This window comes from Brasilonema angustatum (assembly GCF_059505445.1).
In genome coordinates this window covers 1-26,271 of sequence record NZ_JCACKO010000023.1, presented here as the reverse complement: position 1 = coordinate 26,271, position 26,271 = coordinate 1, and the positions used below count along the sequence as shown (strand labels likewise).

Annotated in this window: 20 protein-coding genes and 1 pseudogene; 12 read left to right on the top strand and 9 right to left on the bottom strand. The window is 43.4% G+C overall.

Annotated features, from left to right (window positions below):
* Window positions 1-486 precede the first annotated feature (486 nt).
* From AC5JM2_RS05880 to AC5JM2_RS05870, 3 genes are all read left to right on the top strand, one after another.
* Window positions 487-2,847, top strand: a complete 2,361-nt coding sequence (locus AC5JM2_RS05880) for a ribonuclease R family protein (RefSeq protein WP_495833975.1) — start codon at window positions 487-489, stop codon at window positions 2,845-2,847.
* 258 nt (window positions 2,848-3,105) lie between these two features.
* A complete protein-coding gene (locus AC5JM2_RS05875) occupies window positions 3,106-3,729 on the top strand; it encodes a flavin prenyltransferase UbiX (RefSeq protein WP_495833974.1) in 624 nt (207 codons plus the stop codon).
* A 416-nt stretch (window positions 3,730-4,145) separates the two neighbouring features.
* Window positions 4,146-4,853 (top strand): LapA family protein, encoded by a 708-nt coding sequence (locus tag AC5JM2_RS05870; protein WP_495833973.1) that lies wholly within the window; start codon window positions 4,146-4,148, stop codon window positions 4,851-4,853.
* A 20-nt stretch (window positions 4,854-4,873) separates the two neighbouring features.
* Here AC5JM2_RS05870 and AC5JM2_RS05865 read toward each other — a convergent pair whose 3' ends face one another.
* Window positions 4,874-5,065, bottom strand: a complete 192-nt coding sequence (locus AC5JM2_RS05865; RefSeq protein WP_495833972.1) for a hypothetical protein — start codon at window positions 5,063-5,065, stop codon at window positions 4,874-4,876.
* Window positions 5,066-5,091: 26 nt separating this feature from the next.
* Here AC5JM2_RS05865 and AC5JM2_RS05860 point away from each other — a divergent pair, with 26 nt between their 5' ends.
* The 3 genes from AC5JM2_RS05860 to argB all read left to right on the top strand — a co-directional run bounded on the left by AC5JM2_RS05860 (window position 5,092) and on the right by argB (window position 7,233).
* On the top strand, window positions 5,092-5,274 hold the full coding sequence (locus AC5JM2_RS05860) for a hypothetical protein (protein WP_495833971.1): 183 nt from the start codon (window positions 5,092-5,094) through the stop codon (window positions 5,272-5,274).
* Between the two features lie 380 nt (window positions 5,275-5,654).
* Entirely contained in the window at window positions 5,655-6,230 is a 576-nt protein-coding gene (locus tag AC5JM2_RS05855) for a shikimate kinase (RefSeq protein ID WP_495834001.1), read from the top strand.
* A 106-nt stretch (window positions 6,231-6,336) separates the two neighbouring features.
* Entirely contained in the window at window positions 6,337-7,233 is an 897-nt protein-coding gene (argB, locus tag AC5JM2_RS05850) for an acetylglutamate kinase (RefSeq protein ID WP_495833970.1), read from the top strand.
* Between the two features lie 324 nt (window positions 7,234-7,557).
* On the opposite strand, the gene AC5JM2_RS05845 is transcribed toward argB, so the two are convergent.
* Window positions 7,558-10,011 (bottom strand): ATP-dependent Clp protease ATP-binding subunit, encoded by a 2,454-nt coding sequence (locus AC5JM2_RS05845; protein ID WP_495833969.1) that lies wholly within the window; start codon window positions 10,009-10,011, stop codon window positions 7,558-7,560.
* A gap of 398 nt (window positions 10,012-10,409) precedes the next feature.
* Here AC5JM2_RS05845 and AC5JM2_RS05840 point away from each other — a divergent pair, with 398 nt between their 5' ends.
* A complete protein-coding gene (locus AC5JM2_RS05840; protein ID WP_495833968.1) occupies window positions 10,410-10,700 on the top strand; it encodes a DUF3288 family protein in 291 nt (96 codons plus the stop codon).
* 131 nt (window positions 10,701-10,831) lie between these two features.
* On the opposite strand, the gene AC5JM2_RS05835 is transcribed toward AC5JM2_RS05840, so the two are convergent.
* The 3 genes and pseudogenes from AC5JM2_RS05835 to AC5JM2_RS05825 all read right to left on the bottom strand — a co-directional run bounded on the left by AC5JM2_RS05835 (window position 10,832) and on the right by AC5JM2_RS05825 (window position 14,251).
* Window positions 10,832-11,512 carry a type I restriction endonuclease subunit R gene (locus tag AC5JM2_RS05835; RefSeq protein WP_495833967.1) on the bottom strand — a complete coding sequence of 227 codons (681 nt, stop codon included), beginning with the start codon at window positions 11,510-11,512 and terminating at the stop codon, window positions 10,832-10,834.
* A gap of 505 nt (window positions 11,513-12,017) precedes the next feature.
* Window positions 12,018-13,382, bottom strand: a pseudogene (locus AC5JM2_RS05830) (MlaD family protein); the annotation flags it as partial.
* Between the two features lie 86 nt (window positions 13,383-13,468).
* Window positions 13,469-14,251, bottom strand: coding sequence for an ABC transporter ATP-binding protein (locus AC5JM2_RS05825; RefSeq protein ID WP_495833966.1), 783 nt, complete (start codon window positions 14,249-14,251; stop codon window positions 13,469-13,471).
* 87 nt (window positions 14,252-14,338) lie between these two features.
* Here AC5JM2_RS05825 and AC5JM2_RS05820 point away from each other — a divergent pair, with 87 nt between their 5' ends.
* Window positions 14,339-15,817, top strand: coding sequence for a phytoene desaturase family protein (locus tag AC5JM2_RS05820; RefSeq protein ID WP_495833965.1), 1,479 nt, complete (start codon window positions 14,339-14,341; stop codon window positions 15,815-15,817).
* Between the two features lie 70 nt (window positions 15,818-15,887).
* Here AC5JM2_RS05820 and AC5JM2_RS05815 read toward each other — a convergent pair whose 3' ends face one another.
* Both AC5JM2_RS05815 and AC5JM2_RS05810 read right to left on the bottom strand, forming a co-directional pair.
* Window positions 15,888-17,738, bottom strand: coding sequence for a tetratricopeptide repeat protein (locus AC5JM2_RS05815; protein ID WP_495833964.1), 1,851 nt, complete (start codon window positions 17,736-17,738; stop codon window positions 15,888-15,890).
* 117 nt (window positions 17,739-17,855) lie between these two features.
* Window positions 17,856-18,449, bottom strand: a complete 594-nt coding sequence (locus tag AC5JM2_RS05810; protein ID WP_495833963.1) for a Uma2 family endonuclease — start codon at window positions 18,447-18,449, stop codon at window positions 17,856-17,858.
* On the opposite strand from AC5JM2_RS05810, the gene AC5JM2_RS05805 reads away from it, so the two are divergent.
* The 3 genes from AC5JM2_RS05805 to moaA all read left to right on the top strand — a co-directional run bounded on the left by AC5JM2_RS05805 (window position 18,419) and on the right by moaA (window position 22,091).
* On the top strand, window positions 18,419-20,386 hold the full coding sequence (locus AC5JM2_RS05805) for a CHAT domain-containing protein (RefSeq protein ID WP_495833962.1): 1,968 nt from the start codon (window positions 18,419-18,421) through the stop codon (window positions 20,384-20,386). The genes AC5JM2_RS05810 and AC5JM2_RS05805 overlap by 31 nt on opposite strands.
* A 274-nt stretch (window positions 20,387-20,660) precedes the next feature.
* On the top strand, window positions 20,661-20,960 hold the full coding sequence (locus AC5JM2_RS05800) for a hypothetical protein (RefSeq protein ID WP_495833961.1): 300 nt from the start codon (window positions 20,661-20,663) through the stop codon (window positions 20,958-20,960).
* Window positions 20,961-21,101: 141 nt separating this feature from the next.
* Window positions 21,102-22,091: a GTP 3',8-cyclase MoaA gene (gene moaA, locus AC5JM2_RS05795; RefSeq protein WP_495833960.1), complete on the top strand. Its 990-nt coding sequence runs from the start codon at window positions 21,102-21,104 to the stop codon at window positions 22,089-22,091.
* An 80-nt stretch (window positions 22,092-22,171) separates the two neighbouring features.
* Here the strand turns inward: moaA and rpsD are convergent, their stop codons facing one another.
* A complete protein-coding gene (gene rpsD, locus AC5JM2_RS05790) occupies window positions 22,172-22,780 on the bottom strand; it encodes a 30S ribosomal protein S4 (RefSeq protein WP_495833959.1) in 609 nt (202 codons plus the stop codon).
* Between the two features lie 231 nt (window positions 22,781-23,011).
* Between rpsD and AC5JM2_RS05785 the strand changes: the two genes are divergently transcribed.
* Window positions 23,012-23,710, top strand: a complete 699-nt coding sequence (locus AC5JM2_RS05785; RefSeq protein WP_495833958.1) for a hypothetical protein — start codon at window positions 23,012-23,014, stop codon at window positions 23,708-23,710.
* A gap of 85 nt (window positions 23,711-23,795) precedes the next feature.
* Here AC5JM2_RS05785 and hetR read toward each other — a convergent pair whose 3' ends face one another.
* On the bottom strand, window positions 23,796-24,695 hold the full coding sequence (gene hetR / locus AC5JM2_RS05780) for a heterocyst differentiation master regulator HetR (protein WP_495833957.1): 900 nt from the start codon (window positions 24,693-24,695) through the stop codon (window positions 23,796-23,798).
* Between the last annotated feature and the right edge of the window lie 1,576 nt (window positions 24,696-26,271).

Genomic DNA, 26,271 nt, shown 5'->3' with positions numbered 1-26,271 from the left:
TTAGTGATGTGGAAGTATTTCCTGTAAGTGCGCTATATATCTACAATAATGAAGTAATGGTTCATCCTCACCTATTATGGACTGCTGAGCTAATTGTTTCCGATCCTACATATGGGTCAATTAGATATATCGGCAGTTTCTCCTAGTTAAAAATCAGAGTTACATGGCGTAGAAGTACCTTCACACAAGACAATCGAACACCTGTAGTTCCCCTAAAGAGAGCTTTTGGGCAGCGTGGAGAATTGTGCAACGTACGTCACTCAAAAACCCGTTACGTTATTAGCGAGGGGGCAAAATCTCAAACGGGCGTACTTTGGAAGATAGTCTTGGACAAGGAGCTTGGACACATCAACACTCTGAAATGTTCGTGCAGTGCCCTCTATGATTGGGCAATTCGTTTGCCAAAGGGTGTTTGTAGTCGTGAGGGTACACGAGCAAAAAACCAGAAAAAAAAAATGATCTTTTGACCAAAGGCCGGTTCACTGCATGGAATTTTCAATCGCTACACTTCTCGCCAATTTCACTGATGATAAATTGGTGGCTCGTAAACTCTTAGAAAAGAAACTTGGTTGCGAAGATGAAGTTAGTTTACAAAAACTTCATATTGCTTTAGAGATACTGGAAAAAATTGGGGTTTTAGTCAAAGAACGTGGCAAGTATCGTCGAGTCACAGAAGAAGGGCTGATTGAAGCAAAACTCCGTTGTTCCAGTAAAGGCTTTTGCTTTGCAATTCAAGATGTGGAAGGTTCAGAAGATATTTATATCCGCGAAAGTCATCTCAGTAACGCGTGGAATGGCGATCGCGTTTTGGTTAGAGTTCTCAAAGAAGGTAGTCGTCGTCGCTCCCCAGAAGGAGAGGTTAAATTAATCTTAGAACGCTCCAATCACACTTTACTAGCGCGGATTAAGCAAGTAGAAAGTGGATTTCGTGCGGTACCTTTGGATGATAGGTTACTGTTTGAACTCAAACTGCAACTAAACAGCGCTAACTTGGAACAAGCAATTGACCATCTGGCTCATGTCGAGGTCTTACGTTACCCACTAGCACAATATCCTCCACTTGGTCGGGTTGTACAAATTCTTGGCAGTGATGCTGAAGCGGCGGCGGACATCGATTTAGTCACCTGTAAGCATGACCTTTCTCGTACTTTTCCAGAATCCGTACAGGAAGCAGCCTCAAAATTACCGAAAAAGCTGCTAAAAGCTGATTTAAAGAATCGCCTCGATTTACGTCAGCAATTGACTTTGAGCATTATTGGCAACAGTAATGACTCAACGATGCTCGAAAATGCTTTCACCTTGGAAAAAACAAGCGAAGAACATTGGCGCTTAGGCTTTCATATTGCAGATCTTTCCCATTATATTCAACCAGACGAAGCCCTAGACCGAGAAGCACTCAAGCGCGGTCGCTCAGTTTATCTGGGAGAATTGGTACTGTCAATGTTGCCAGAAGCTGTTGCCGAACGCTGTGCTCTATTACCCAAAAGCGATCGCTTAGCCATTTCATTCTTAATAACAATTGATTCAAAATCAGGACAAGTACTGGAGTGGGAAGTACAACCCAGCGTTGTCAAAGTAGACGCCTCAGTGAGTGAAGAACAAGTAGAGGCAATTCTCACAAAGGAGTCTACCAAAATCTCATCGTCCTTTGTAGAGATGGTGCAACAACTCGATAGTTTGCGATACTTGTTAAAAGAAGTACGGTCGAACCGTGGGTGCTTGCAGTTAAATCTGCCACCAAACCAAAACCCATACTATGATGAAGGTGCTATGGGGTGTGTGATGGTGAATGATTTACCTGTGCACTCATTGTTAACTGAGTTTGTGCTACTCGTTAACCAACTTATAGCAACCCACTTTAATGCTTTAGGTATCCCAGCTATTTGGCGAGTTCAAAGCGCACCTGATGCCGAAGATGTCCAAGAAATGTTGAAATTAGCAATTAACTTGGGCGTCGAGCTGTCATTAGATCCAGAAATAGATGTTCAACCCCTCGACTATCAACAGTTGACCAGAGTTTTTGCAGAATCAGCATCCGAGCAAGTTCTGACCTATTTGTTGCAAGACACACTCAAGCCAGCTACGTATAGTACAACCAAAGGACCTCACTTTGGATTGTCATTACCAGAGTACGTTCATTTCACTGCTCCCTTGCGACGTTACCCGGATTTACTGATGCAAAGGGTATTTTATACATTACTTGAACACGGACGCGATCGCCGCACCACCCGTGTCAAAGAGCGTGTCAACCTACGCCACTCAAATAGCGAGAGTGAAATTAACTGGAATGTCCTACCGCCAGAATTGCAACAAGAACTCCAAAGCGATTTGACAAGGGTGATTATTCAGCTCAACGATAGAGAAAAAGAAGTTCAAGAAGCAGAAGCCGATTTAGCAGGATTGCAAAGAGCCTCACTGATGAAACAGCGTATCAGCGAAGTTTTCACTGGTGTGATCACAGGTGTCCAGTCCTACGGGTTCTTTGTAGAAATTGAAGTTCCACCAACTGTGTCAAACTCAGTTAGCAATCCTCGCGTACCTCTACGGGTAGAAGGACTTGTCCACGTCAGTTCTCTCAAAGACGATTGGTATGAGTATCGCGCCAGACAGCAGGCGTTGTTTGGTCGCAAAAATCGTGCATCCTATAGATTAGGCGATCGCGTAGCCGTACAGGTTAAGAGTGTTGATTATTATCGCCAGCAAATCGATTTAGTCACTGTTGGCAGCGATGGTTTGCCAGTTTTTGGTAAGGATGTCAACCTCTCAAATGGAGAAGATACAAATCTTTACTTATCACATGAGGATCAATATCCTGATGACTTAGAACTGTATCCTGACGAGGAATAAAGGGACGAGCACCGCTTTGCGGAATTCAAAATATGCCCTAAGCGTTATGGGCACACATTTTACAAAATTCCAAAAATTTTGTGTTCTAGGTTTTTGATATTTTGTCCAATAGTGTGTTGATTTGCGCGCTCGACATATGAGTTAGTTGTTAGTAGGTTATTACAAAGGTTAACTAATAATTAATAACTAACAACTAACAATTAAGAAATGACAACATCTCTAATCCCCAATCTCCGGTAAGTCCCTTTATAAAAATACGTGTCAATTAATACAAAACCACTGATTTTAGGCGTATCAGGTGCATCTGGTCTGATTTACGCTGTTCGTGCTCTTAAATTTCTGCTAGAAGCTGAGTATGCAATTGAACTAGTTGCTTCCAAATCAACTTACATGGTATGGCAATCTGAGCAGAATATTCGTATGCCAGCAGAAGCCACTCAACAAGAGCAATTTTGGCGACAGCAAGCTGGAGTCGAAGGGAGCGGCAAACTATGTTGTCATTCTTGGGGTAATGTTGGGGCAAACATTGCTAGTGGTTCCTTTCGCACCCTAGGAATGATTGTGATGCCATGCAGTATGGCTACAGTAGCCAAGCTAGCAGCGGGCTTAAGTTCCGATTTACTCGAACGGGCGGCGGATGTCCAACTCAAAGAGGGACGAAAATTGATTCTCGTTCCTCGTGAAACTCCCTTTAGCTTAATTCACCTTCGTAACTTAACGACTTTAGCCGAAGCCGGAGCTAGAATTGTTCCTGCCATTCCTGCCTGGTATCACAATCCCAAAACCATTGAGGATTTAGTTGATTTTGTGGTAGCCCGTGCATTGGATCAACTAGATGTTGATTGTATACCTATTCAAAGATGGCAAGGTCGTCAAGATTAGTCAAAATAGGGAATATGGGGTAATAAAGATAAAGTCAAAAGTCAACACTCAAAAACTTTTTGACTAATGAACGGCAGGTGACGCCAAGCGGGAAGCCTTCTGGTGGGCGTCTACTAGCGGGGGAACCCAAACGCCAGATACCTCTGTCGGGAAACCCTCATCAAGTACTGGCTCCCTTCGGGAACGCCCGTCGCCTACGGAGGGAAACCCTCCTGCAGCGCTGGATTCACCGCAACGCACTGGCTCCTGTAGCCTGTGAAACCTGTCCACCCTTACGGGGAAGACCCCCGCGGTCTCGCTGCGCTTTAGACCTCTGGGCGTGCGCTTTGCGCATACGCCAGAGCCGGCACGAGGGAAACCCTCCCGCAGTGCTGGACTCACCGCACTGCCTCCTAATGACTAATGACTAAACAACTATGGCTGTATTTCGTTTATTTTTGTTATTAACGGTGTTAGGAGGACTAACGCTTTTACTGGTGCAAAACCTGTCACCTGTCCTCCCACTGGTCTTTTTGGGAATGAAATCTAAAGCATTACCACTGGCGATTTGGATTTTATTCAGTACTGCAGCGGGTGCTTTTACCACTGTATTCGTCACAAGCTTATTTAACTTTTCTAACTATTTTGCGGGACAACAACCTCAAACTCCGGTGAGAACAGCCGCAACTTCGACAGCAAAGAGTCAAACTCCTAAGGAAGAACCAGCACCCCGTCCTTCTCCCTCATCATCAGATCGTAAAACTGAGTCAACACGAACTAGTGATCCACTTAATGACTGGGAAACAGATGACAGCACAGATGATTGGGACTTCGAAGAAAAAAAAGAACAAGCACCTACACCCAATTCTCAAAACACACAGGTTAGGGACTCTAAGACTTACGAACGTCAGCAAGAACCATCAAGCAGTAACAAGTCAGATTCAGTTTACTCCTACAGCTACCGCGAACCGAAAAATTCTGGAGTGGGGAAAACTGAATCAGTTTACGATGCTGATTATCGAGTTATTATCCCCCCTTATCAACCACCAACGACCAATCAAGCTCAAACCAATCAAGCTCAGGATGATGATTGGGGATTTCTCGATGAGGATATTGAAGATCCCGACAAGCGCCCCCGTCGTTGAGTACAATAGAATACTCCCTATTAAATTCCACATCCCCCACGTGACTCCTGCTTAACTTTTCCGGTCATAGCAGCTTCCTGCAAGCTCATGAAAGCATTTAAATCTTCAAGATCATAGCGGGTTGTCAGCAGCTGTCGCAGTTGATTTTCTGCCTCAACGGTCAAATAGCCGGTTGCTAAAGCTTTTTGCACAACATCTCGAATCCGAATCATGGTTGAAACCTCAAACGACCACACTTATGGCACAGTTATTTAATCAGGTTGTTCTCGATAAAATATGCAATGGCTTTGTACCTCAACGGCTTAGTTGGCAGATATTTTTTGTATTTGTCATGAGAAATTGTCATCTTTTACACCTTGATCGAAAACACTGGTTTGCTGACTACAGCTTACTGCAACTCATTAGTGTGACACCGATGTAGTGCTTGAGAAAAATAGTGTATTTTTGTACACAAAAATGTGCAATTCAGTGGTAGTCAAGCTCGTATATGTTGACCGACATAATCACAATAAAGTTTCAATCAAGATTTCTTAAATTTGCATATAAGCCCAAAAATACGTAAGTAACAATAGGCAAATTCCCTAACAAATGTTACTCAATTAATATAAGTTTATTATTTATATAATGTGAATTAAGATAAAAGATAGTTATAGTGTTTTCTTCGCTAACTTGAAATAAATAACGGTAGTTATGGTGTCTGGTTTGAATAAACTAGACAAAGAATTTACAGAAGCTAAAAATAGATTTAAAGTAAAGTCAGAAGTAGTTAGTCTTAATGCTGAAGGGCAACTACAAACAATCATGACTATTGACTTGTTAAAAGGGGTTAATCTGTACCTAATTGGCATTATGGGCGTTGGCAAGACGACTATAGGACGCTTCTTGGCACAGAATTTGGGCTACGGATTCGTTGATATTGACGCTTGTGTAGAGAAGGCTGCTGGTGGAAAATCGATAACTCAATTATTTGCAGAACTTGGAGAACCAACGTTTCGCCAATTAGAAACTCAGGTACTGTCACAAGTTTGTGCTTTCACCAAGCTTGTCATCGCAACAGGTGGAGGTATTGTTGTACAACAACAAAACTGGAGTTACCTACACCACGGTTTAATTGTCTGGCTGGATGCATCAGTGGAAATAATTTGCGATCGATTAGCAGAAGATACAACAAGACCACTGCTGCAAAATGTTGATCGCAAAGCAAAGCTGCAATTTCTCCTGGAACAAAGACAACATCTTTACCGACAAGCAGATTTGCGAATTACCGTAAACGAAGGAGAAACCCCAGAAGAAATTGCCACAAAAATTATAGAGCAAATTCCTAGCGTTCTTAAACCTGGAGTATTGTCTACTATTAATAATGATAACAATTTTTAGTAAAGATAAAAATTTCTATTTTGTAGGTAGATAATACTTTAACTACAATATTAGGATTTTATTGACCGAAACTAAAACCGCGATATCTATACAATAGCTTCCCATAATGGTCAGCGAAACTGAGCACATGATAAAGCAAGATGCCGCCAGCCGGGTAGAAGTGCTAAGCGAAGCACTACCCTACATTCAACAATTTAGTGGTCGAACTATTGTCGTTAAATACGGTGGCGCGGCAATGAAAGATAGTAATCTTAAAGATAAAGTCATCCGTGACATCGTATTCCTATCTTGTGTTGGTTTACGACCAATTGTGGTGCATGGGGGTGGACCAGAAATTAATAGTTGGCTGAGTAAACTGGGAATCGAAGCCCAATTTAAAAATGGTTTGCGAGTGACTGATGCTCCCACAATGGATGTTGTGGAAATGGTGTTAGTTGGTCGAGTTAATAAAGAAATAGTTACCTTGATTAGCAAAGCTGGTGGTTCAGCAGTGGGAATGTGCGGCAAAGATGGTAACTTAATCAAGGCTAGACCTCAAGGTGAAGAAGGCATAGGTTTTGTGGGAGAAGTTTGCTCTGTCGATACCAAAATTTTGGAGACACTAGTTAATAATGGCTATATTCCTGTTGTGTCTAGCGTCGCAGCAGACGAGACAGGACAACCTTACAATATTAATGCAGATACTGTTGCAGGAGAAATAGCAGCAGCTATAGGGGCGGAAAAGTTGATTTTGCTAACGGATACGAGGGGAATTCTCAAGGATTATAAAGATCCTTCTACCCTGATTCAAAGAGTAGACATTCAACAAGCCCGCGAGTTAATTACAACAGGTGTTGTCAGTGGTGGGATGATTCCCAAAGTCAATTGTTGTGTGCGATCGCTCGCTCAAGGAGTTCGTGCAGCTCATATCATTGATGGTCGTATTCCACACGCACTGCTACTGGAAATCTTTACTGATGTTGGTATCGGTACAATGCTTGTTGGCTCGCAGTTTATAATTTAGAATAGTCATACCATTTTGGATTTTAGATTTTAGATTTTGGAGCCAGTCGCGTGAGCCTGTCTCCCGACTTGAGCGAACTGGCGTGATTGTAAAAGACTTACTGGTAATTGCTTTTAGCATTCCATCTGTCGTATTTTTTTTAATTGGTATCATTTTTGAAAAGAAAGACTCTCCAAAATACGACCTACCGCATCATCATCTCTCCACCGCTCAACTTTTAGCTACTGCAAAAAAGTCACCTTGACAACAGTAGGGTGGACACTACCCATGCCCACCCTACTATTAAAAAGTGCCATCAGTCAAAAAGCGACATTATACCGAATCTTAGCCAAGATTTGCCAGTAACAACTCTCGCTTCTCGGACTTGTTGACTTTGACTTGACCGTCATCGTCCACATCCACAATAGCTGTGTCACCTTCTCCAATCTCACCTGAGAGGATCGCTTCAGCCAGAGAATCTTCTAAGAGGCGCATAATTGCCCGACGTAACGGTCTTGCGCCGTAGCTGGGGTTGTAGCCTTCTTGCAACACACGATCTTTGAAGCGATCACTCACTTCCAGAGTTATTCCCTTCTCAGTCAAGCGGATTGCGACTTCGCGCAACATTATATCAGCAATTTGCTTGATTTCATCTTTCTTAAGTTGAGTAAAGACAATAATCTCATCAAGACGGTTGAGGAATTCTGGGCGGAAGTATGATTTGAGTTCTTCATTCACCAGCATTTTAATCCGGTTGTAAGTAGCCTCAGCTTCATCTTCGCTAAACTGGAAGCCCAAACCACCACCACCTTTTTCAATCACTTTAGAACCGATGTTAGAAGTCATGATAATCAGTGTGTTCTTGAAGTCCACTGTCCGACCTTTAGCATCGGTGAGACGACCGTCATCCAAGATTTGCAGCAGCATATTGAAGACATCGGGATGCGCTTTTTCGATTTCGTCGAATAGCACTACCGTATAAGGTTTGCGACGTACTGCTTCAGTGAGTTGTCCACCTTCGTCGTATCCAACGAAACCAGGAGGTGAACCAATCAGCTTAGAAACGGTGTGGCGTTCCATGAATTCGGACATATCCACACGAATCATCGCATCTTCAGCACCAAAGAAGTAAGAAGCCAATGCTTTCGCCAATTCTGTCTTACCTACTCCTGTGGGACCAGAGAAGATAAAGCTTGCTATCGGTCGGTTAGGATTTTTTAACCCAACTCTAGCGCGACGGATGGATTTAGAAACTGCGGTTACTGCTTGCTCTTGACCGATGAGACGCTGGTGAAGAGTGTCTTCTAAATGCAACAGCATCTCTGATTCAGATTCAGTCAACTTGTTGACTGGAACGCCAGTCCAAGAAGCGACAATCTGAGCAATATCTTCCTCATCAACAATTGGGCTATTGACAGATTTGTCTTCTTGTGAATCACGCAATTTGGTTTCAAGTTCCAACTCTTGATCGCGCAGTTTACCAGCTTTATCAAAGTCCTGAGTTTTGACAGATTCCTGCTTTTGCTTATTCACTAGCGCCAATTCGCGCTTGAGTTCGCGATCAGCAGACTTGAGAGAGTTCCGTAGGCGAACACGAGAACCTGCTTCATCAATCAAGTCAATAGCTTTATCAGGTAAGAAGCGATCGCTAATGTAGCGGTCTGACAAGTTAGCTGCAGCAACGACTGCTGCATCAGAGATTTGGACTTTGTGATGCTGCTCGTAAGCAGAGCGCAACCCGTATAATATCTGGATAGTTTCTTCAACCGATGGTTCACCGATCATAATCGGTTGGAAACGACGCTCTAGGGCTGCATCGCGCTCTATGTGTTGACGGTACTCATCAAGAGTGGTTGCGCCAATACACTGGAGTTCACCTCGTGCCAATGCGGGCTTCAGGATGTTAGCTGCATCCATACCACCTTCTGTGCCGCCAGCACCAACCAAAGTGTGAACTTCATCTATTACCAGGATGATATTACCAGCTGTGCGGATTTCATCCATGATTTTCTTGAGGCGTTCTTCAAAATCGCCACGGAAGCGAGTACCAGCCACCACTGACCCCATGTCGAGGCTGATGACTTGCTTGTCTTGTAGAATGTCGGGAACATCTTGGTTTACAATGCGTTGGGCAAGACCTTCGGCGATCGCTGTTTTACCAACTCCTGGTTCCCCAATCAGCACAGGATTGTTCTTAGTGCGGCGTCCCAAAATTTGGACTGCACGCTCAATTTCCTTTTCGCGACCGACAACAGGATCGAGATTGCCTTCTTGCGCTTGTTTGGTAAGATTTCTACCAAATTCCTCTAAAGTTAAATTTTGGGTACGTCTTGAACCGCCGCCACGGGAACCGGAAACAGATGTCGCCTCACCCAACTGACGAATAACTGCAGTGCGGATTTGCGACAAATCAAGCCCCAAATTTTGCAGGACTTTAGCGGCGACACCTTCACCAGCTTCAGTTAATCCCAAGAGTAAGTGTTCAGTACCTATATAATTATTTCCCAAGCTGCGAGCTTCCTTAAAGCCTTGCTCAAACAAACTTTTCACCTTGGGAGTAAAAGGAATTTCCGGGGGTACAAAACCAGAACCCCGACCTATAATTCTTTCGACTTCGCGACGTGCATCTTTGAGGGTAACGCCCAAGTCGGTCAGCACTTTGGCAGCAACCCCTGATCCTTCTCCAATCAGCCCTAGGAGAATTTGCTCCGTTCCTACGAAATTGTGTCCCAGGCGACGCGCCTCTTCCTGGGCTAGCATAATGACTTTAATGGCTTCGGATGTGAAGTGTTCAAACATATTGGGTTTTTGCTCCCTTGCTGCTTGGGCTAATGGTGATTTCAGTAGTATAGAGAATGAAGCCTGACGGTAGTTCTGAGGAATATGAATGGCGGGTGCTAGGAAATTGTATTTAGCACTCGGTTCTCGTCACTCAGCACACAATTCGCACTCATCACTATCTAAGATTCACCCTCACCTGAATTTTTGTGTACTTTCTTATGGATAATGTATCTTTATTTTAAGTCGAGTGACAGTAGTGAGAGCCGTAAGAGTTTAGGCGTGTTACCCGTCAGGAGCGTCAATACAAGCGAAGAGACGGATAATTATTAGTAGTCATTCGTTGGCGGTTAGCGGTAGTTTATGTCACAATAAACAGCGCTTCACTTACGAGTCCGAATTGACAACCTAAAATCAAGATGAGTAAAGCAAATAAAGACCAACAGCACCCGTTGTACAATCGCGATCGCCCCATCATTGAAAACTTACTGGTTGGTGAGGCGACTGATTATAATTTAGCAGAATTAGCTAGATTGCGAATTCGCTATTCCAGTTTTCCTGGGGCAAGAGATATTCAAAGCGATTTGGATAAGATTTTGTTGCAGTGGAATCTGAGCGAAGAAGAACTTTTTGAGAAAACACGCGCCTTACACAGTCGTGGGGGTATTTACAAAAGTCGGGGCAAAAAAGAAGAAGAAGATTGGAATTAGTACTGGCTTGAAAAAGGGGTGTAGGGGAAATACATTTTTATGTTTGGTTGTGAGATTTTCCCGTGATTGGCTGGCAAGAATTGGAATAAGCGTTTTCGCTCTTTTGAGATGACTCATAGCACTGTGGGTAATTACACACAGGTAACTGCCTGACCAAACCGCTTGAGGCTTTGCAAAACGCTGTACAGTTCTCTAACAGAAGTAAACGGCGCGAAAACCCGTGACAAATCGTACTGTGGCGTATCCGCCTGTTCCACCTTGACAAACAAAATATCATCGCCATTCGTCACCATACCAAATACGGGTAGATTGGGGTTTAGGTTCGCCATCAGATACGCCAGGGCTTGCGGTAATGCCGACCACACCGACAGCGTGGTTTTTTTAGATTCCAGCACCATCACCCAAAAGCGATCTTGCAGCACCAGCACGTGAAGCTCGCCGGACAGAATCTTCTGTCCGGCAGACTTCACATCAATCCGTCCGCGCAAAATCTCCTCACCATCATCCACTACGACATTCACTGATTCTTCTGCCTTGATGCGGAACGGCGGATCGTAAAACCCAGCAAGCGCCAGTAACGGGGAAACCAGCAACAGCATAACCGTCCCCTTTAGCAAATTACCGCTAGCCCGGTGGTAAAGATACCTGCGTCGTAGGACATCGAGGTTCGCTTTGTCAGCTTCGGTTAGGGCTGGTAATTTTTCGCACCACTCCGAGAAAAACCCCTCGGACTCAATGCGGACGAACCCAAAGCGGTTCTCTGCGTCCGCCAGACTGGTAATCGCGTCCGTGATAGCTTTTGTTGGTGTCATGCTGCTAAGCTTCCAAGTTCTGGGAAAAGCTTTAGCTTCTTCGCGCCCTCGCCCCACGCTATAACGGTACTCCGTTTAGCGCTCTTGTTATAAGGCGGGTAACTTAGATGCGTTTGCTCTGTCGTATTCTCTACTCACCTAATTTCCCCTGCTCACGATGTTCCCTCAGTTTCCTCAAAAGGTTTTCTTGAGCTAAAGAGGGAGTCACCTGATCACTAGTACGTTGAGGCTGCTTACTAGCACTTTTAGTATCAGATGATTGTTGTTCAGTGTTTGGAGTGGAAGAAGTCACAGTAATGGTAGTAGGTTGAAACGTTTTCTCAGCACTTTTAGTTGCACCAGGTGAGAGATTGAACATCATCTGCTGTTGACGAGTACTTGGGGTGGGATTCGCCACAGTAATGGTAGTAGGTTGAAACGTTTTCTCAGCACTTTTGGTCGCACCAGGTGAGAGATCGAACATCATCTGCTGTGGACGATTACTTGGTGTGGGATTCGCCACAGTAATAGTGGTAGGTTGAAACGTTTTCTCAGCACTTTTGGTAGCTGTCAATGGCAGACTAAATGACGTCTGCTCTTGGTTTGTCTCGGGTACGGAAATTGCCACATTAGAATTGTTAACAACAGCTTTGACTGAGTCTAGAGTACTGGCAATTTGCGTGTGCTCTTGTATCTGCTGCGTGGAGGAAACCAAGCTACTTAAACCATTAACAAGTTGTCGTAAATTTTTCCGAAAAGCTGGATCTCCAGTCAATTCATCTAAATCAGATGTGATCTTTTGGGTGTTTTCAAATGTGACTCGTGCAGAATCTAAAGTTTGTTGCAGAACCACCACGTTATTAGGGTTGTTAAGGCTGTTGGAGATTTGGCGCAAATTAGCAGAAGCTTGTGCAGCATTTGCAGACAAAGTTTCTAAATTTTTGATTAATTCTCCTTGAGTTACACGATTAACAGCAGGTGAAAAACTGCTAACTGTTTTACGTAACTGATTGCTAGTTTCGGTGATATTGTTTAAGGCTGCAACAAGTGAAGAGCGGTTGCTAGTAACTAGATTATCAAGATTATTAATCAGCTTACTAACTTGAGTGTTTGTTAAACGAAGTTCTTTAGCAGTGGAACTAAATTGGTCTGCAGTATTACCGAATTGACTTAGAGTTTTGGTACTGGATGCACTCAGTTGAGTTGTTGCTTTTTGAACTGTATTAGTCGTCGCCGAAAAGGAGTTTAGTTGTTGTTGAAGGTTTTTGCTTAAAACTGTGAAGTTACGACTTAACTCAGCAATATTTGCAGCAGCAAGAGCAGTATTTTCTACAGCTCTATTCACATTACCGTAGAATTTCTGGTCACTGTATACAGTTGCTAACTGAGTGCTTGAACGAATCAGTTCATCTGTACTGATTCCAATTTGACCTTTTAATCGAGAATTATTACAGACAATAATTTGAGGGTTACAATTTTTTTCTAAGGGTTTGCCTACTACAGCTCCAGGAGGTAGCTCTGTTTTTGGTGTGATGTCAAGAACGCTTTCGCCAATCAATCCAGACTGATTAGCATCAACTGCGACATTGCTAGGAATAATCAGCTTGGGTTTGGTAATTTCAATTTCGACCTCAACGTTATTTGCTCCTGGTCGAATGGCAGAAATAGTGCCTACTTTTACACCTCTGTACCGAACAGGTGCTCCTTTTTGCATACCGCCCGCATTTGCAAATTCCACAATAGCTTTGTATGAATTACGACCAAAAGTGAATTTACTTAGCCATAATATAATTAACCCAAACACTCCCAGTCCCAATAAAAGCAACAACCCAACAGAACCTTCTCGAAAAGTTCGCCCAGAGGCGAAGCGGCTTGTCAATAAACCTCGCATTTTATTTTTCCTCACCTATGGATTTTAGATTTTAGATTTGAGGTTGTAGGTTTTTTTCGATCTAAAATCCCAAATCCAAAATTACCCTAACCAGCAACGTGAATTGGTCCAGAAACATTTCCACTAATAAATTGTCGAATCAAAGGATCATCTGTAGTGTCTATTTCACTGACACTACCCTGCCATTGCACTTTACCTTGGTAGAGAAACACCACTTTGTCAGCCGTGCGACGAATAGTGCTTTGTTGATGAGTAACAATAGCGTAAGTATTACAAATTCCCTGTATACATTGCAACTGCCGAATCAAATCTTCTATCACAGTGGAAGCAATGGGATCAAGTCCGGCTGTTGGTTCATCGTACAGTAAAACTTCTGGAGCCGATTTGGGATTATCGGGGTTAGACATAATCGCACGAGCAAAGCTGACTCGTTTTCGCATACCTCCAGAGAGTTCAGCTGGATAGTGATCGCCTACTTCTGATAACCCCACCATCTCCAATTTTTCATGAACAAGTTCTCGAATCCGAGAATGCCGCAGTTTTGAGTATTGATAAAGTGAAAAACCCACATTTTCCTCCACCGTTAAAGAATCGAACAACGCTGCTTGCTGAAACACCATACCAATACCAACTGGATCTGTCCCATCTTCAATCAATCCTTCTCGGTGCACCCCTTTAATAAAAACGTCTCCAGAATCAAGAGCAATTAATCCAGCAATTACCCGTAAAATTGTTGATTTTCCAGTACCACTAGGACCTATAATTCCTAGTGCTTCGCCTCGGTAAATTGTCAAATCTACGTTATCTAAAACCTTATTGCTACCAAAGGATTTAGAAACGCCTTTTAGTTCAATCAAAGGTTCAGTCATTAGTCATTAGTCATTAGTTAAAATAAGTTACTCTAAATTTTGAACTCTTGACCCTGGACTTTACAAAGCAGCTGACAAATAAGAAAAATGCAGGATAGTGATGTCATTGTTATCGGTAGTGGTATTGGCGGGTTAACTACTGCTGCATTACTTGCTCGTTACGGTAAGCGGGTAATTGTCTGTGAAAGCCATACAATACCTGGGGGTGCTGCCCATACCTTCAGACGACGGGGATTTGAATTTGATTCCGGTCCCTCATTCTATTGTGGTCTGACAAGTGCCGGAAGTTTGAATCCCGTCAAACAAGTTCTTGACGTTTTGGGCGAATCTTTAGAATCTGTACCTTACGACCCCCTTGGACTCTACCATTTTCCTGAAGCGAGTTTACCTGTTTATAGCAATCAGTTCCATTACCGTGAAGAAATTGCGAAAATTACGCCCCAAGGAGCGAAGGAATTCAAGCGCTTTGAGGAACGCTTATTGCCATTGTACGACGCGATGAAAGGTATTCCTACACTAGCTTTACGAGGAGATTGGCAAGTGATTCCTGTGTTGCTCGGACGTTACTTACCCTCTTTGTTAAAGATGCTACCTCATTTGTCTCTTGTACAAGCATCTGTGGGTAATGTGATGGATGCAACAGTACAAGAGCCGTGGGTACGGCGGCTTATCGACCTAGAATGCTTTTTACTATCTGGTTTAAAAGCACATGGCACGATTGCTCCAGAGGTAGCTTTTATGTTAGGTGAACGTTCCCGCGCTGGGGTTGAGTATCCTGTGGGTGGGAGTGCGGCTATTGTCAAGGCTTTGGTGCGAGGGTTAGAACGTTGGGGCGGTCAATTACTTTTGGGACATCATGTAGAGCAAATTTTAGTTGAGAATAGCAAAGTCATTGGTGTCCAGTTGACAAAAGGTGAAATCCTCAAAGCACCCATTGTTATTTCTAATGCCAGTATATGGGACACTTACACTAAGTTATTACGTCCCGATGATTTGCCCTCGTCTTTTCGCAAAGCTGCATTGAATACACCAGTAGTTGATAGTTTTATGCATTTACATTTAGGTATTCGTGCAGATGGTTTAGAAAATTTGATCGGACATCATGTTGTCGTTCACGACAGTAATAAGGATATCACAGTACCGGGAAATACTTGCATGATATCAATTCCTAGTGTGTGGGATGCAACACTTGCCCCAGAGGGACATTATGTGGTTCACGCTTACACCCTAGAACCATATGCGGGATGGGAACGGAACGACAAATATGAACACAAAAAGCGAGAGAAAGCGCAAACTTTATATCGTGCTTTAGAGCAAATTATTCCAGATATTAGGGAGCGTGTTGTGTTAGAACTTATTGGCACACCTTTAACCCATGCTTATTATCTACGAAGATATCAGGGAACTTATGGTCCGGCTATTCAAGCGGGACAGGGCATGTTTCCAGGACCACACACACCAATACGAGGATTATATCGCGTTGGTGATAGCACTACGCCAGGAATTGGTGTACCTGCTGTAGCAGCGTCTGGTATTTTGTGTGCGAATATGCTGGTGAAGAAGTAGTCAGGGAGTAGGGAGTAGGGAGCAAGAATTTTTCTTTGTTCTGACTTGTGACTTCCGTCTTCTTCAAAAATCAGTTTTTAGGATTCCTATATTCTTCCAACAGTTGTGGGATGTAATCATACCCATCTACACCAATGACAGCAATTATTTTAGAACGATTTTTCTGCAATAAATTTCGGAATGATTCTTCCCCTATTTGTCCTTGTAAAATTGTCAGCCAAACTGCAGATTTTTGCCATTCATTTGAAGCGATTTGGTTTAATAAATACATTCCCAAACAACCAGCATAAATTGCTTTTTCTTGGTCGGGTAAATAATAATAAGCTTCGCCTAAATTCGATAAGTTCAAACCTTGAAGATACAAATCACCAGAAATTTGTGCTGCTTGAAAGCCGTCTTCAAAATATTTAATCGCTGTTTGAGGTTGTTCGATAATTAAATAAGCTACACCCAAACTACTAAAACACAGAGCCTTACTTTGAACATCGCCCAGTCGTTCTGAGAGTGTTAAACCTTGTTGCAAGTAGTTAATTGCTGTCTCATAAACTTCTGGTTCTAATTGTTCCAGTTGCTGGGCTTGCATAACTTCGCTGTATCCCAAGTTTACAAGGGCATTTGCTTCGCCAGTGCGATCGCCTGTTTGCCGACTCAGTATTAAGGCGCGTTGGCTAAAGTCAATTGCTTCAGCATACATTTTTTGGGCAACGTGGGTACGGCTGAGGTGGTTGAGATTGGCAATTTCACAAGCGCGATCGCCTGCACTGCGTGCTATCTCCAAAGCTTGTTGATGAAATTGCACAGAACGCTTATATTGCCCGAATGCTCGTTGAGAAGAGCCTAAAAGTGTCAAAATCCGTGCTTTTTCTTGAGTTCCTTCTACTTGACGCAACGGTTCATCCAAATAATTCAGCGCATCTCGTAAGTACTTCCCAGAAAAAGAAGCAAAAATTCCGCCGTACAAAGGAAAGTATGAACGCTGTGCAAAGGTTCGCAGAATTTGCACCATGACTTGAGAACAACCAGCGCTGTATATTGATGCAGTACTACCAAAGCCACTTGCCAGTTGACTCCAAATCACTGCAAATGTCAAGAAAGTCGAAATCGACAACTTAGAGCCTGCTTTGACATTGTAAGGCTGTTGGTCAAACCAGTTGATTAATCCCCGTTGCAAGTACTGCAAAATAACTGCCATCTCCACCCAATTGCTCAGGCTGACACTGCTATGCTGTTGTGCAAATTCAATTGCAGACTTCTCTAAAGCCAAGTAGCTAAAAAGTGTTTTGGGAAACTCACTATTCACTTGCTTTGCCCAAGTTGCCCAAGGACCACGTTCTCCTGGTACACCACCAAATCCCAGTGATTCCCGGCTTTGCTCGTACATCCAACTGACTAAGTGGTCTTGCAGTCGCTGCCAACCAACAATGCCACGGTTTATACCATCTGAAATTTCCTGAAAATCCGAATCAGCTTGGGCAAATTGTTGTAAAGACTTTGACACTTGCTGCATTTGTTGCAAATTCAGTGCATTCTTGCGGTTGAAGTCAAGAGTACGTAAGAATGCAGCCAGACGACTTCCCACTTCCGCAGTCGTCACTTCTCTAAATGCTGAGACAATGGCTTCTGTAGTTTTATTTTGTTGTTGAGCGCGTTGCCATTGACTTTGAATGGTTTTGATTGCCCTGAGACTGCGGGTTGCTTTGGCTTGCTTGAGTTCATCTTTTTCCGTGTCTACCTGTTGCTGAGTGGAATTGAGGCGATCGCTCAAAGCCAGTTCAAAAACTTCCCCCGTATCAGCAGTCACACCTTTGATCAACATTTGATAAACCTGCTCTTGAGAGCTAATCTTGCCCTTGAGGGTGGTTTGGATAATTTCGTCGATGAGGGCGAGATACTTTTCGCGCAACGGCAGAGAGTCAGACACTTTAGCAACCAGAATAGGGATATGTCAATTTTAATTGCTGTTTTGGTTAAGTTGCACAAGAAGACCGTGCCAAAGTTTCAACTAAAACGACTCGTGAGTTGGTGAGTTCTTGCTTGATCATTTCCCAGCTTCAAAAATTTGTTGAACTGTCAAATTCAATTGTGGGAATGTTGGTGAGTGTATGCGCTCATCGCCTCGAAACTTGCTAATTTGATACTCACCCTCGTCCAAAGAGCAAATCAAGATAGTCGGTTGCTTAGGCTTGCCAATAAATTCTCTGCCACCATTAGCTGCATAATCAACAATCCAATATTCAGGAATTCCCATTTCTTCATAATCAGCATATTTTTTGAGATAATCATCACGCCAGTTAGTACTAACGACTTCAACCACTAAAGGAATAGATGCAGCTTGAGTAACAGTCGATTCGTGTTTCCATAATTCTTCGTTGATCAGATTTTCACGGTTTATTAACACTACATTTGGTGAATAAGCTGATTCACTTTCTAGTGGTTTTACCAATGCTGTTTTGGGGATGAGGTAAGGAAGACCTAATTGATAACATTGGACACCTAGTTGTATCGATAAAAAACCTGTGATTTCTTCATGTCCTCCTAATGGTTGCGGCATTTTAACAATGACTCCACCATGCAGTTCATAATGCCCATCTGGTTCGCGCGGTGGGCGACAGGAGTAAAGAAGCCGCAACACTCAATAATATCGGGCTAGTTTACGACGATTTAGGAGAAAAACAAAAAGCACTTGAATTCTGCAACCAAGGACTTCCACTGGTTCGCGCGGTGGGCGACAGGGATGGAGAAGCTAAAACCCATTTTAACCTAGCTTACCTAGAACGCTACCGAGGCAACTTAGAACAATCCCGCAAACAAATCGAAGCAACAATCAAAATTATCGAAGATTTACGCACGAAAATTGACAACCAAGACTTACGAACTTCCTACTTCGCCTCAGTGCAAAATTATTACAAATTCTACATCGACCTGTTGATGCAGTTGCACAAAAAGAATCCATCAAAAGGATATGATGCTCTTGCACTGCACATCAGCGAACGCTCCCGCGCTCGTGGTTTGATCGAACTTTTAACTGAAGCTCATGCTAATATCCGCAAAGGCGCTGATCCAAAACTCTTGGCAGAAGAAAAGCGCTTGCAGCAGTTAATTGATGCTAGAGCAAAACGACTACAAGACCTACCTAAAAAACCAGAAACTCAACCAGCAGAAGCAAAGCTCAAAAAAGAAGTCGAAGACCTCCTGACTCAACAAAAAGAACTAGAAACCAAAATCCGCACGACTAGCCCTAAATATGCTGAACTGAAGTATCCCGACCCCGAACGGGACATCCTCAAGTTACCCCAAATTCAGCAACAACTCGATAAAGACACCCTGCTATTACAATATTCCTTGGGTAAAGAACGCAGTTATCTTTGGGCGGTGACTCCCAATTCTCTCAATACTTATGAACTCCCTGGACGCGAAGTGATAGAAAAATCAGCAGCCACATTCCAGGAACTATTGAGAAAATGTCAAAACCCAGGTTTAAACTGCCAGAAGTTACCCGCTGAACAAAAAGCCAAAGATTTTCAAGAAATCACCCAAGCTGCAACTGAACTCAGCAAGCTTATCCTTGCACCCGTTGCACAGAAGTTGGGGAAAAAGCGCTTGGTGATTGTTGCGGATGGTGGATTGCAAGAAATTCCCTTTGCAGCATTAACTGACCTAACTCCCCAACCCTCTTCCCTACCAGGGAAGAGGGAGCAAGATAAACCCCCCTCCCCTAGTAGGGGAGGGGCTGGGGGAGAGGTTCTATATCAGCCTCTGCTAGTCAACCACGAGATTGTAAATCTACCTTCCGTCACGGCGATCGCCATCCACCGAAACGACTTAAACAAACACCAAGTCGCACCCAAAACCCTAGCCGTCCTTGCTGACCCCATATTTGCAGCTGATGACGAGCGATTCACAGGTAAACCCCCTTCCCTCGGTCCTGAAATCAATCTCGAACAGTCCAGCCTCAAACAAACCGCGAGAAATCTTAAACGTACAGGATGGGGACGGCTACCGGGTACGCGCACAGAAGCCGAACAAATCTTAAAACTTGTCTCGCCTTTGGAAAGTGTGTACGCTTTTGATTTTGATGCTAACTACAACTTCGCAACTAGCAAACAACTCAAACAATATCGATTCATACTCTTTGCAACCCACGGCTTTGCTGACCCTATCAACCCAGAAAAATCGGGAATTATACTTTCTCAAATAGACAAACAAGGCAAACCTAATATTCCAGGTACTCTACGCCTGGGTGACATTTTTAACTTGGACTTAGGTGCAGATTTAGTTGTGCTGAGTGCTTGCGAAACAGGTTTAGGTAAAGATGTCCAAGGTGAAGGATTAGTGGGCTTGACAAGAGGATTAATGTATGCAGGAGCAAAACGTGCTGTGGTGTCTTTGTGGCAAGTTAATGACACTGCAACATCAAAATTAATGCCCCTATTTTACACAGCGATGTTGCAGCAAAAGACATCTCCCACAATTGCTCTGCGTGAGGCACAACTTAAACTGTGGAGGCAAAAAGATTGGCGAAACCCTTACTATTGGGCGGCTTTTACCTTGCAAGGTGAGTGGAGATGAGGTTTTTTGGTTCTTAAGCAAAGGATGAGAGCAAGTAATGGTAGTTCATATTACACGCATACGTATCAGCCTCTGGGTATGTCCTCCGGACACGCACGCCAGATGCCTACGGAGGGAGATCCTCCTTATGCGCACTGGTCTTACCTCACCCTGCCCTGTCGGGCATCCCTCTCCTTAGTAAGGAGAGGGAAAGATTTTAGCGCAGCTAAAAGCGAGGGTGAGGTTTTGAGTCGCAACTTGGTATCAAATATTTCAATTTGGAGTGTTAACAGCAATGAATAAAAAATCTTTCGTCCTCTTGTTGGCTGGACTTCTTGGTGTCACAACTATTACTAGTCGTGATTGGACACCAGTACAAGCACAAGCACAGGTAAAACCACAGCAAAGCATCACACCCAAATTCATCAGTTCCCAACAAGCAGGTCAACTTAAGCTGCAAGGTGACAGGAAACCTTTTATACCTCCTAGTTTGGGACGGTCTGCAAAACCTGACGAAGGCGACTCTAGAGGAATTCCTATCGGCATAGATAATCGTATCCCAATGTTGAGCCGAAAATCTCCTCTATCCAATTAATGATTTGAGATTGCTATTTCGCAAATATATTTAGTACACGCTACCTTAAAAGAATATAAATAAAATTCGTAAAGCAAGCTTGTATAGCTTGACAAAAACATCATCTTGTGAAAGTAGACGATAAAATAATTCTATAAAACCATGAACCAGGTAGATTACCTCCGCATAAGTTTAATAGACCGCTGTAACTTCCGCTGTCAATACTGTATGCCAGAGGGAGCGGAGCTTGATTACATCCTCAAGCAGCAGTTGTTGACTGATAAGGAACTGCTGACCCTTATTCAAGAAGTGTTTATCCCCGTTGGATTTACTAGGTTTCGTTTGACTGGGGGAGAACCTTTACTGCGTCCCCGTGTGGTGGAATTGGTGAGAGCGATCGCCTCTCTCCCCCAAACTCAAGACCTCTCAATGACAACAAACGGCTTTTTACTCGCTCCAATGGCGCAAAACCTGTACGATGCTGGTTTGCGAAGAGTCAATATTAGCCTAGATTCCCTTGATTCCGACACCTTTGACCAAATTATAAATAATCGCGGTCGTCCACGCTGGGAACAAGTTTGGCAGGGGATTCATGCAGCTTATCGCCTAGGATTTGACCCGTTGAAGCTAAATGTGGTGGTCATTCCTGGTGTCAACGACCACGAAGTTCTGGATCTTGCGGCGTTGACGATTGATAAACAATGGCACGTGCGATTTATTGAGTTTATGCCAATTGGTAATTCGCAGTTGTTTGGCGATCGCAGTTGGATATCTTCAGAAGAGTTACGCCAATGCATCCGCCAACGTTGGGGATTGACAGAATCCCAAGTTCGTGGTAATGGTCCTGCTGATGTGTTTCAAATTCCGGGAGCGAAAGGGACACTGGGATTTATCAGTCAGATGTCGGAGTGTTTTTGCGATCGCTGCAACCGGATGCGTCTTTCCGCCGATGGTTGGTTACGTCCCTGTTTATTAAATGAAGCTGATCAAATTGACTTAAAAACTGCTCTGCGTGGAGGTATCAGCACTGCCGAATTGCGGGCTCAGGTTAGGGACTTGTTGGCAATTAAGCCAGAAATTAACTTTAAGCAACGTTATTCAGGTACGGCGACTGGTATCTACACCCGTACCATGTCACAAATTGGTGGTTAGTCCACCAGTCGGTAGTCCAAACTCATAGAGTTTTTAACTCTTGACTTTGGACTGTTGACTGTTGAGTGTTGACTCTTGACTTAAGCTTGACGTGAGTAGTATTCCACCACAAGCAGTTCGTTAATTTGTAGCGCCACCCACTCGCGTTCAATAACGCTGTTGACTTTGCCAAGCAACTTGTTTTTGTCAAACTCCAGATGGTTGGGTAAGTTTGCCAAACCAGGGTATTGTAGGTTAGCTTCCACCAACTTCCGTGATGCTTCCCGGTTTCTGACGGCAATTTGCTCTCCGGCACGGCATTGGTAACTGGCAATATTGACAACGCGACCATTAACTGTAACATGACCGTGATTCACCAGTTGGCGAGCCGCCGGAATAGTGGGAGCCATACCCATGCGGAAAATAGTATTATCCAAGCGCATTTCCAGCAATTGCAGCAGCACTTGTCCGGTAGAACCGGTAACGCGTCTCGCTTTGCGTACGTAGCGTAGCAATTGCTTTTCAGTCACACCGTAGTTAAAACGGAGCTTTTGCTTTTCCTCCAACCGGATGGCGTATTCAGAACGTTTTTTGCGGTTCTGACCATGTTGACCTGGCGGGTAGGCGCGTCTAGCGCTTTTACGAGTTAATCCTGGTAAGTCGCCTAAGCGACGTACAACCCTAAGGCGTGGTCCTCTGTATCGGGACATGAGTTTCCTAAATTTAATCTTGCTTAACTTTACCCAGACATACAATTATATAGCAGTCCTAAATAAGATTGCGAAATCAAGGCAATGAGAATGGAAGGAGGAAAGATAGGAAATTGTATCTGGTTCCCTCACTCTCTCCCTCCCTCATCTTCCCTGCTCTGTATTGCAAGCATCAAAGTGGGCTTTTATCATGAGGTAGCATACCTTTGGGTGTTTGGAGAACGAAAAATAATGTTAGGCAAGAGAAAAAGCAAAGATACCCACACGCTTGGGCAAAGATCTGGACATACTGCACAGCGTCTTGAAAGAAGCGCAGACGCCTTAAAAGCAGTTATTTTTAGAGTTACTGTAGTGCTAGCCACACCAATGTTTGCTGTGGCTGGATGCTTTGCAATGACTTCATCAGCGTTGGCTGTCACTACCACATACACAAATGATTTTCGTTTATGTGCTGGACGACTTTTGAGTGTGGGTGTAGCTGCACAAGTAGCGTCACAAGCTTGTGCTGAAGCAGTACGTCCTGGGGACTTGTCTGCCTGTGTGACTGGAATTGGACGACAAACACAAATTGCAGCATCTGAAGCCCTAGCAACTTGTCGGCAAGCACGGCGTCCTGAAGAGTTAGGGAGTTGTGTTGTTGGTATCAGCCGCTACACTCGTGAGGGTGTTGGTCAGGAAGTTTTAAATTATTGTGGTCGTAGCTTGTTACCTGTACGTTTTGCTCAATGTGTAGTCGGTTTGCGTACTGAAGTAGATTTTACCCCGACTCAAGCAATGGAGACTTGTATCGACGCCAGCGACAAAGTTAGCGGCTTTTTGCCTTCTTTTATCCCGTCAAATCGGCAACCTACGGATTTCAGACCAACTTTTGAGTCTAATCCAATCCCATCTCAACCATCTCAAACCCCGGCAAATCCCAGTAGCAAATAAGCTCTACTAACAGTTATCAGTTATCAGTCAGTTATCAGCTATCAATCAACTTTAATACTGCTAACTGTTAACTGTTAACAGGCTTTTAGTCTTCTTTCTTGCCAAACACCATTTGTAGAATCATCGGAACTCCTCCGTCTTGGTGATATTTATCTGCCCAGGCACGTATAATTTCATCCAATTCTTCCATCGCTCTCTCAAATCGCTCTGGTGGGATATCCAGTTCTTCCAAAACACGCATGGTGTTTGGTCTGCGTTCTGCCCAATCTCTCATCATCCGAAAATACCGAGCAGTATCTTCGACCATGATGTAAGTCCGCTCTTGCTCATCAACTGGAGCATAAAAAGGACGAGTCAGAGCATAGAAAGGCATTCCCCAAGGTGAATCAATGCGTGTCACCGTACCAGAATAGAGCAGACGGCGCTTGATGTGTTCCGCCAATGCTTCACTCAGTTCCATACGATGTTCTGGAGGCAAATCTTCCTGAGAGCGCTTGTGCAGGAATTCGATTAACTCCAAAAATTCAAAAGAGGTGATTAACTGAGCATCTGGCAGATTAGACGGCAGTTTTTGCTCAATGTGTTTTTTCTCTTCTGATGTCAGATTTGTCCCTGGAACCCGCGATCGCCCTGGTCGCCAAGGATGTTTTTCCATCCATACATAAGGTAACTGAATCAGATAGCCCGGTTCTTGAGAACCGAGCATCTTCAGTAATTTACCCTCAGTTAGCGCTTGTCTAACTTCCTCAACAATGATTTTGACTCGCTTCGGCTCAAGGTGGTGTAAATGCCCTGTCATTCGCAGGTTTTGTCCCTGTTCCAGATAGGTCATGTAAATTGCACACTTTGCAGCCGTTGCTGCTGCATCTAAAAATGCCCCATGCCTATGCCCACTTGTGCGCATAGCGCTAAAAGCTAGATATAGCATGATCTGATCCATTGCACTGGGGCCGAGACGTTTGATCAGATCTACGTCGTTACTCATATTACAAACAGTTGAATAGCACGTTTACAAAATTGTCAGTCAATGGAAAGTAAGTAGTATACACCCACATTAGGGTAATGTGTTTCCCTTAGATCATCTATTATGCGTTAAGTATGAGTGTTGATGGTAGTCATGGTTGGTAATTCATCCGTGTTTTCAAGCAATAAATCCGAGCTTGCACTCTATATGTAGAATTCCCTTAGGAAAAAACCGAAAATTTCTGTCACTTAATCGTAGGTATCATATAGAGCATATACGCAGGATAAACTGCCAACCATTTCGTAAGCGCACCTTTCCTCTAGAGGCTTGAACCGACACAGTAGAAAATTAGTTCCGACAAAGAAGGCATGGTTTCAAGGAGAATGCCTGCTTTGAAGGGATTGTTTCAGTTCAACAACTAGCTAGTGCCTACGGCTAATGGATGATGTATCTTTCAAACAAAGGTAATTTTCGTGGGGTTCTTACGAATTTAGGTAGTACTGGGTAGAGCAAGATAATTGTAAGCGAGTTACTCCCTTCCCGCATTTATTCGATATCTTCCCTACAGTTTTAGTCTGCCTCAATATAGATCCCGATAGAATGCAGGTTTCAGTGTTTCACCTGCCTTTGTAATAAAGTTGACACAGTAACAGGTGGTGCGGCTCTTTGCAAATTGCTGTGCTGCTCAAAACTGATAGTTATGTTTTGGGTGTAAAAGCAACTTCTTTTCGGGAAAATCGCTGACCTTACGTTGAAAAGATAATCCAAGGTTCAAACTACCTTCCTGTTTCGACAATTTTTGTTAATTTTATCAATCTGGCTGATATAGGAATGTTAGAGAAGATACAAAATATTCAAGTATTTTTGTTAGAACAGTAAAATTGACAATTAATTTATAGTATTAAATATAATTAAATATTTTAATTAAATAAAAAGTCTAATTTATGGTATAAATGTAACTCAGATTTTTAAAAAAATATCAACAAAAGGTGCTAAATAACAACTTATTTGTCTAATAAATGCTTGACTTATCAGTACTTGTAGGCATTTTTAGGAGCCAACAACATAAATGTATATCTTAATAAGTGGAATAAAAGGGTGTGGGGTTTAACCCCTCAGTCTTAAAAAGACAAAATTCTGAATAAAACCCTCCTTGTAATAAGTATTAAATTGCTAACAGTACATAAATGAAATGTCTAAAAGACAAACTTTTTTGTAAATTTTCCGGATTGAGCAGTAAAGTTCAGAATTTAGAGCTAACTGTTTATTAACTAAATGCTTAGTGGGTTTCCGGTATAAGATTTCCTTTTTTTCTCCGGAGTTGAAGAACTGCTCGGTTAAGCTTCCCCTGCTGCCATAATGGGTAATACTGATTTAAAAAAATAATGCGACAGATGGTTAGGTTATGTAGGACACTTACCTCAGAACAATAGAGGCGTCAGTCGCCACGAGGAGCCAGCACTACGCACGAGAATTTCCTGACCTACTAGGTGTCTGGTGAGACCAGCGCTGCAGAAGGGTTTCCCGACAGAGGCGACTGGCGTTAGCGTTAGCTCCGGCCCCCTTAGGGGCTAGCGGAACCGTTCGGCACGGGGCC

Coding starts and splice junctions, on each gene's coding strand:
- AC5JM2_RS05880 (WP_495833975.1), top strand. CDS start 487: ATGGAATTTTCAATCGCTACACTTCTCGCCAATTTCACTGATGATAAA.
- AC5JM2_RS05870 (WP_495833973.1), top strand. CDS start 4,146: ATGGCTGTATTTCGTTTATTTTTGTTATTAACGGTGTTAGGAGGACTA.
- AC5JM2_RS05865 (WP_495833972.1), bottom strand. CDS start 5,065: ATGATTCGGATTCGAGATGTTGTGCAAAAAGCTTTAGCAACCGGCTAT.
- AC5JM2_RS05860 (WP_495833971.1), top strand. CDS start 5,092: ATGGCACAGTTATTTAATCAGGTTGTTCTCGATAAAATATGCAATGGC.
- AC5JM2_RS05855 (WP_495834001.1), top strand. CDS start 5,655: ATGACTATTGACTTGTTAAAAGGGGTTAATCTGTACCTAATTGGCATT.
- argB (WP_495833970.1), top strand. CDS start 6,337: ATGGTCAGCGAAACTGAGCACATGATAAAGCAAGATGCCGCCAGCCGG.
- AC5JM2_RS05845 (WP_495833969.1), bottom strand. CDS start 10,011: ATGTTTGAACACTTCACATCCGAAGCCATTAAAGTCATTATGCTAGCC.
- AC5JM2_RS05840 (WP_495833968.1), top strand. CDS start 10,410: ATGAGTAAAGCAAATAAAGACCAACAGCACCCGTTGTACAATCGCGAT.
- AC5JM2_RS05835 (WP_495833967.1), bottom strand. CDS start 11,512: ATGACACCAACAAAAGCTATCACGGACGCGATTACCAGTCTGGCGGAC.
- AC5JM2_RS05825 (WP_495833966.1), bottom strand. CDS start 14,251: ATGACTGAACCTTTGATTGAACTAAAAGGCGTTTCTAAATCCTTTGGT.
- AC5JM2_RS05820 (WP_495833965.1), top strand. CDS start 14,339: ATGCAGGATAGTGATGTCATTGTTATCGGTAGTGGTATTGGCGGGTTA.
- AC5JM2_RS05800 (WP_495833961.1), top strand. CDS start 20,661: ATGAATAAAAAATCTTTCGTCCTCTTGTTGGCTGGACTTCTTGGTGTC.
- moaA (WP_495833960.1), top strand. CDS start 21,102: ATGAACCAGGTAGATTACCTCCGCATAAGTTTAATAGACCGCTGTAAC.
- rpsD (WP_495833959.1), bottom strand. CDS start 22,780: ATGTCCCGATACAGAGGACCACGCCTTAGGGTTGTACGTCGCTTAGGC.
- AC5JM2_RS05785 (WP_495833958.1), top strand. CDS start 23,012: ATGTTAGGCAAGAGAAAAAGCAAAGATACCCACACGCTTGGGCAAAGA.
- hetR (WP_495833957.1), bottom strand. CDS start 24,695: ATGAGTAACGACGTAGATCTGATCAAACGTCTCGGCCCCAGTGCAATG.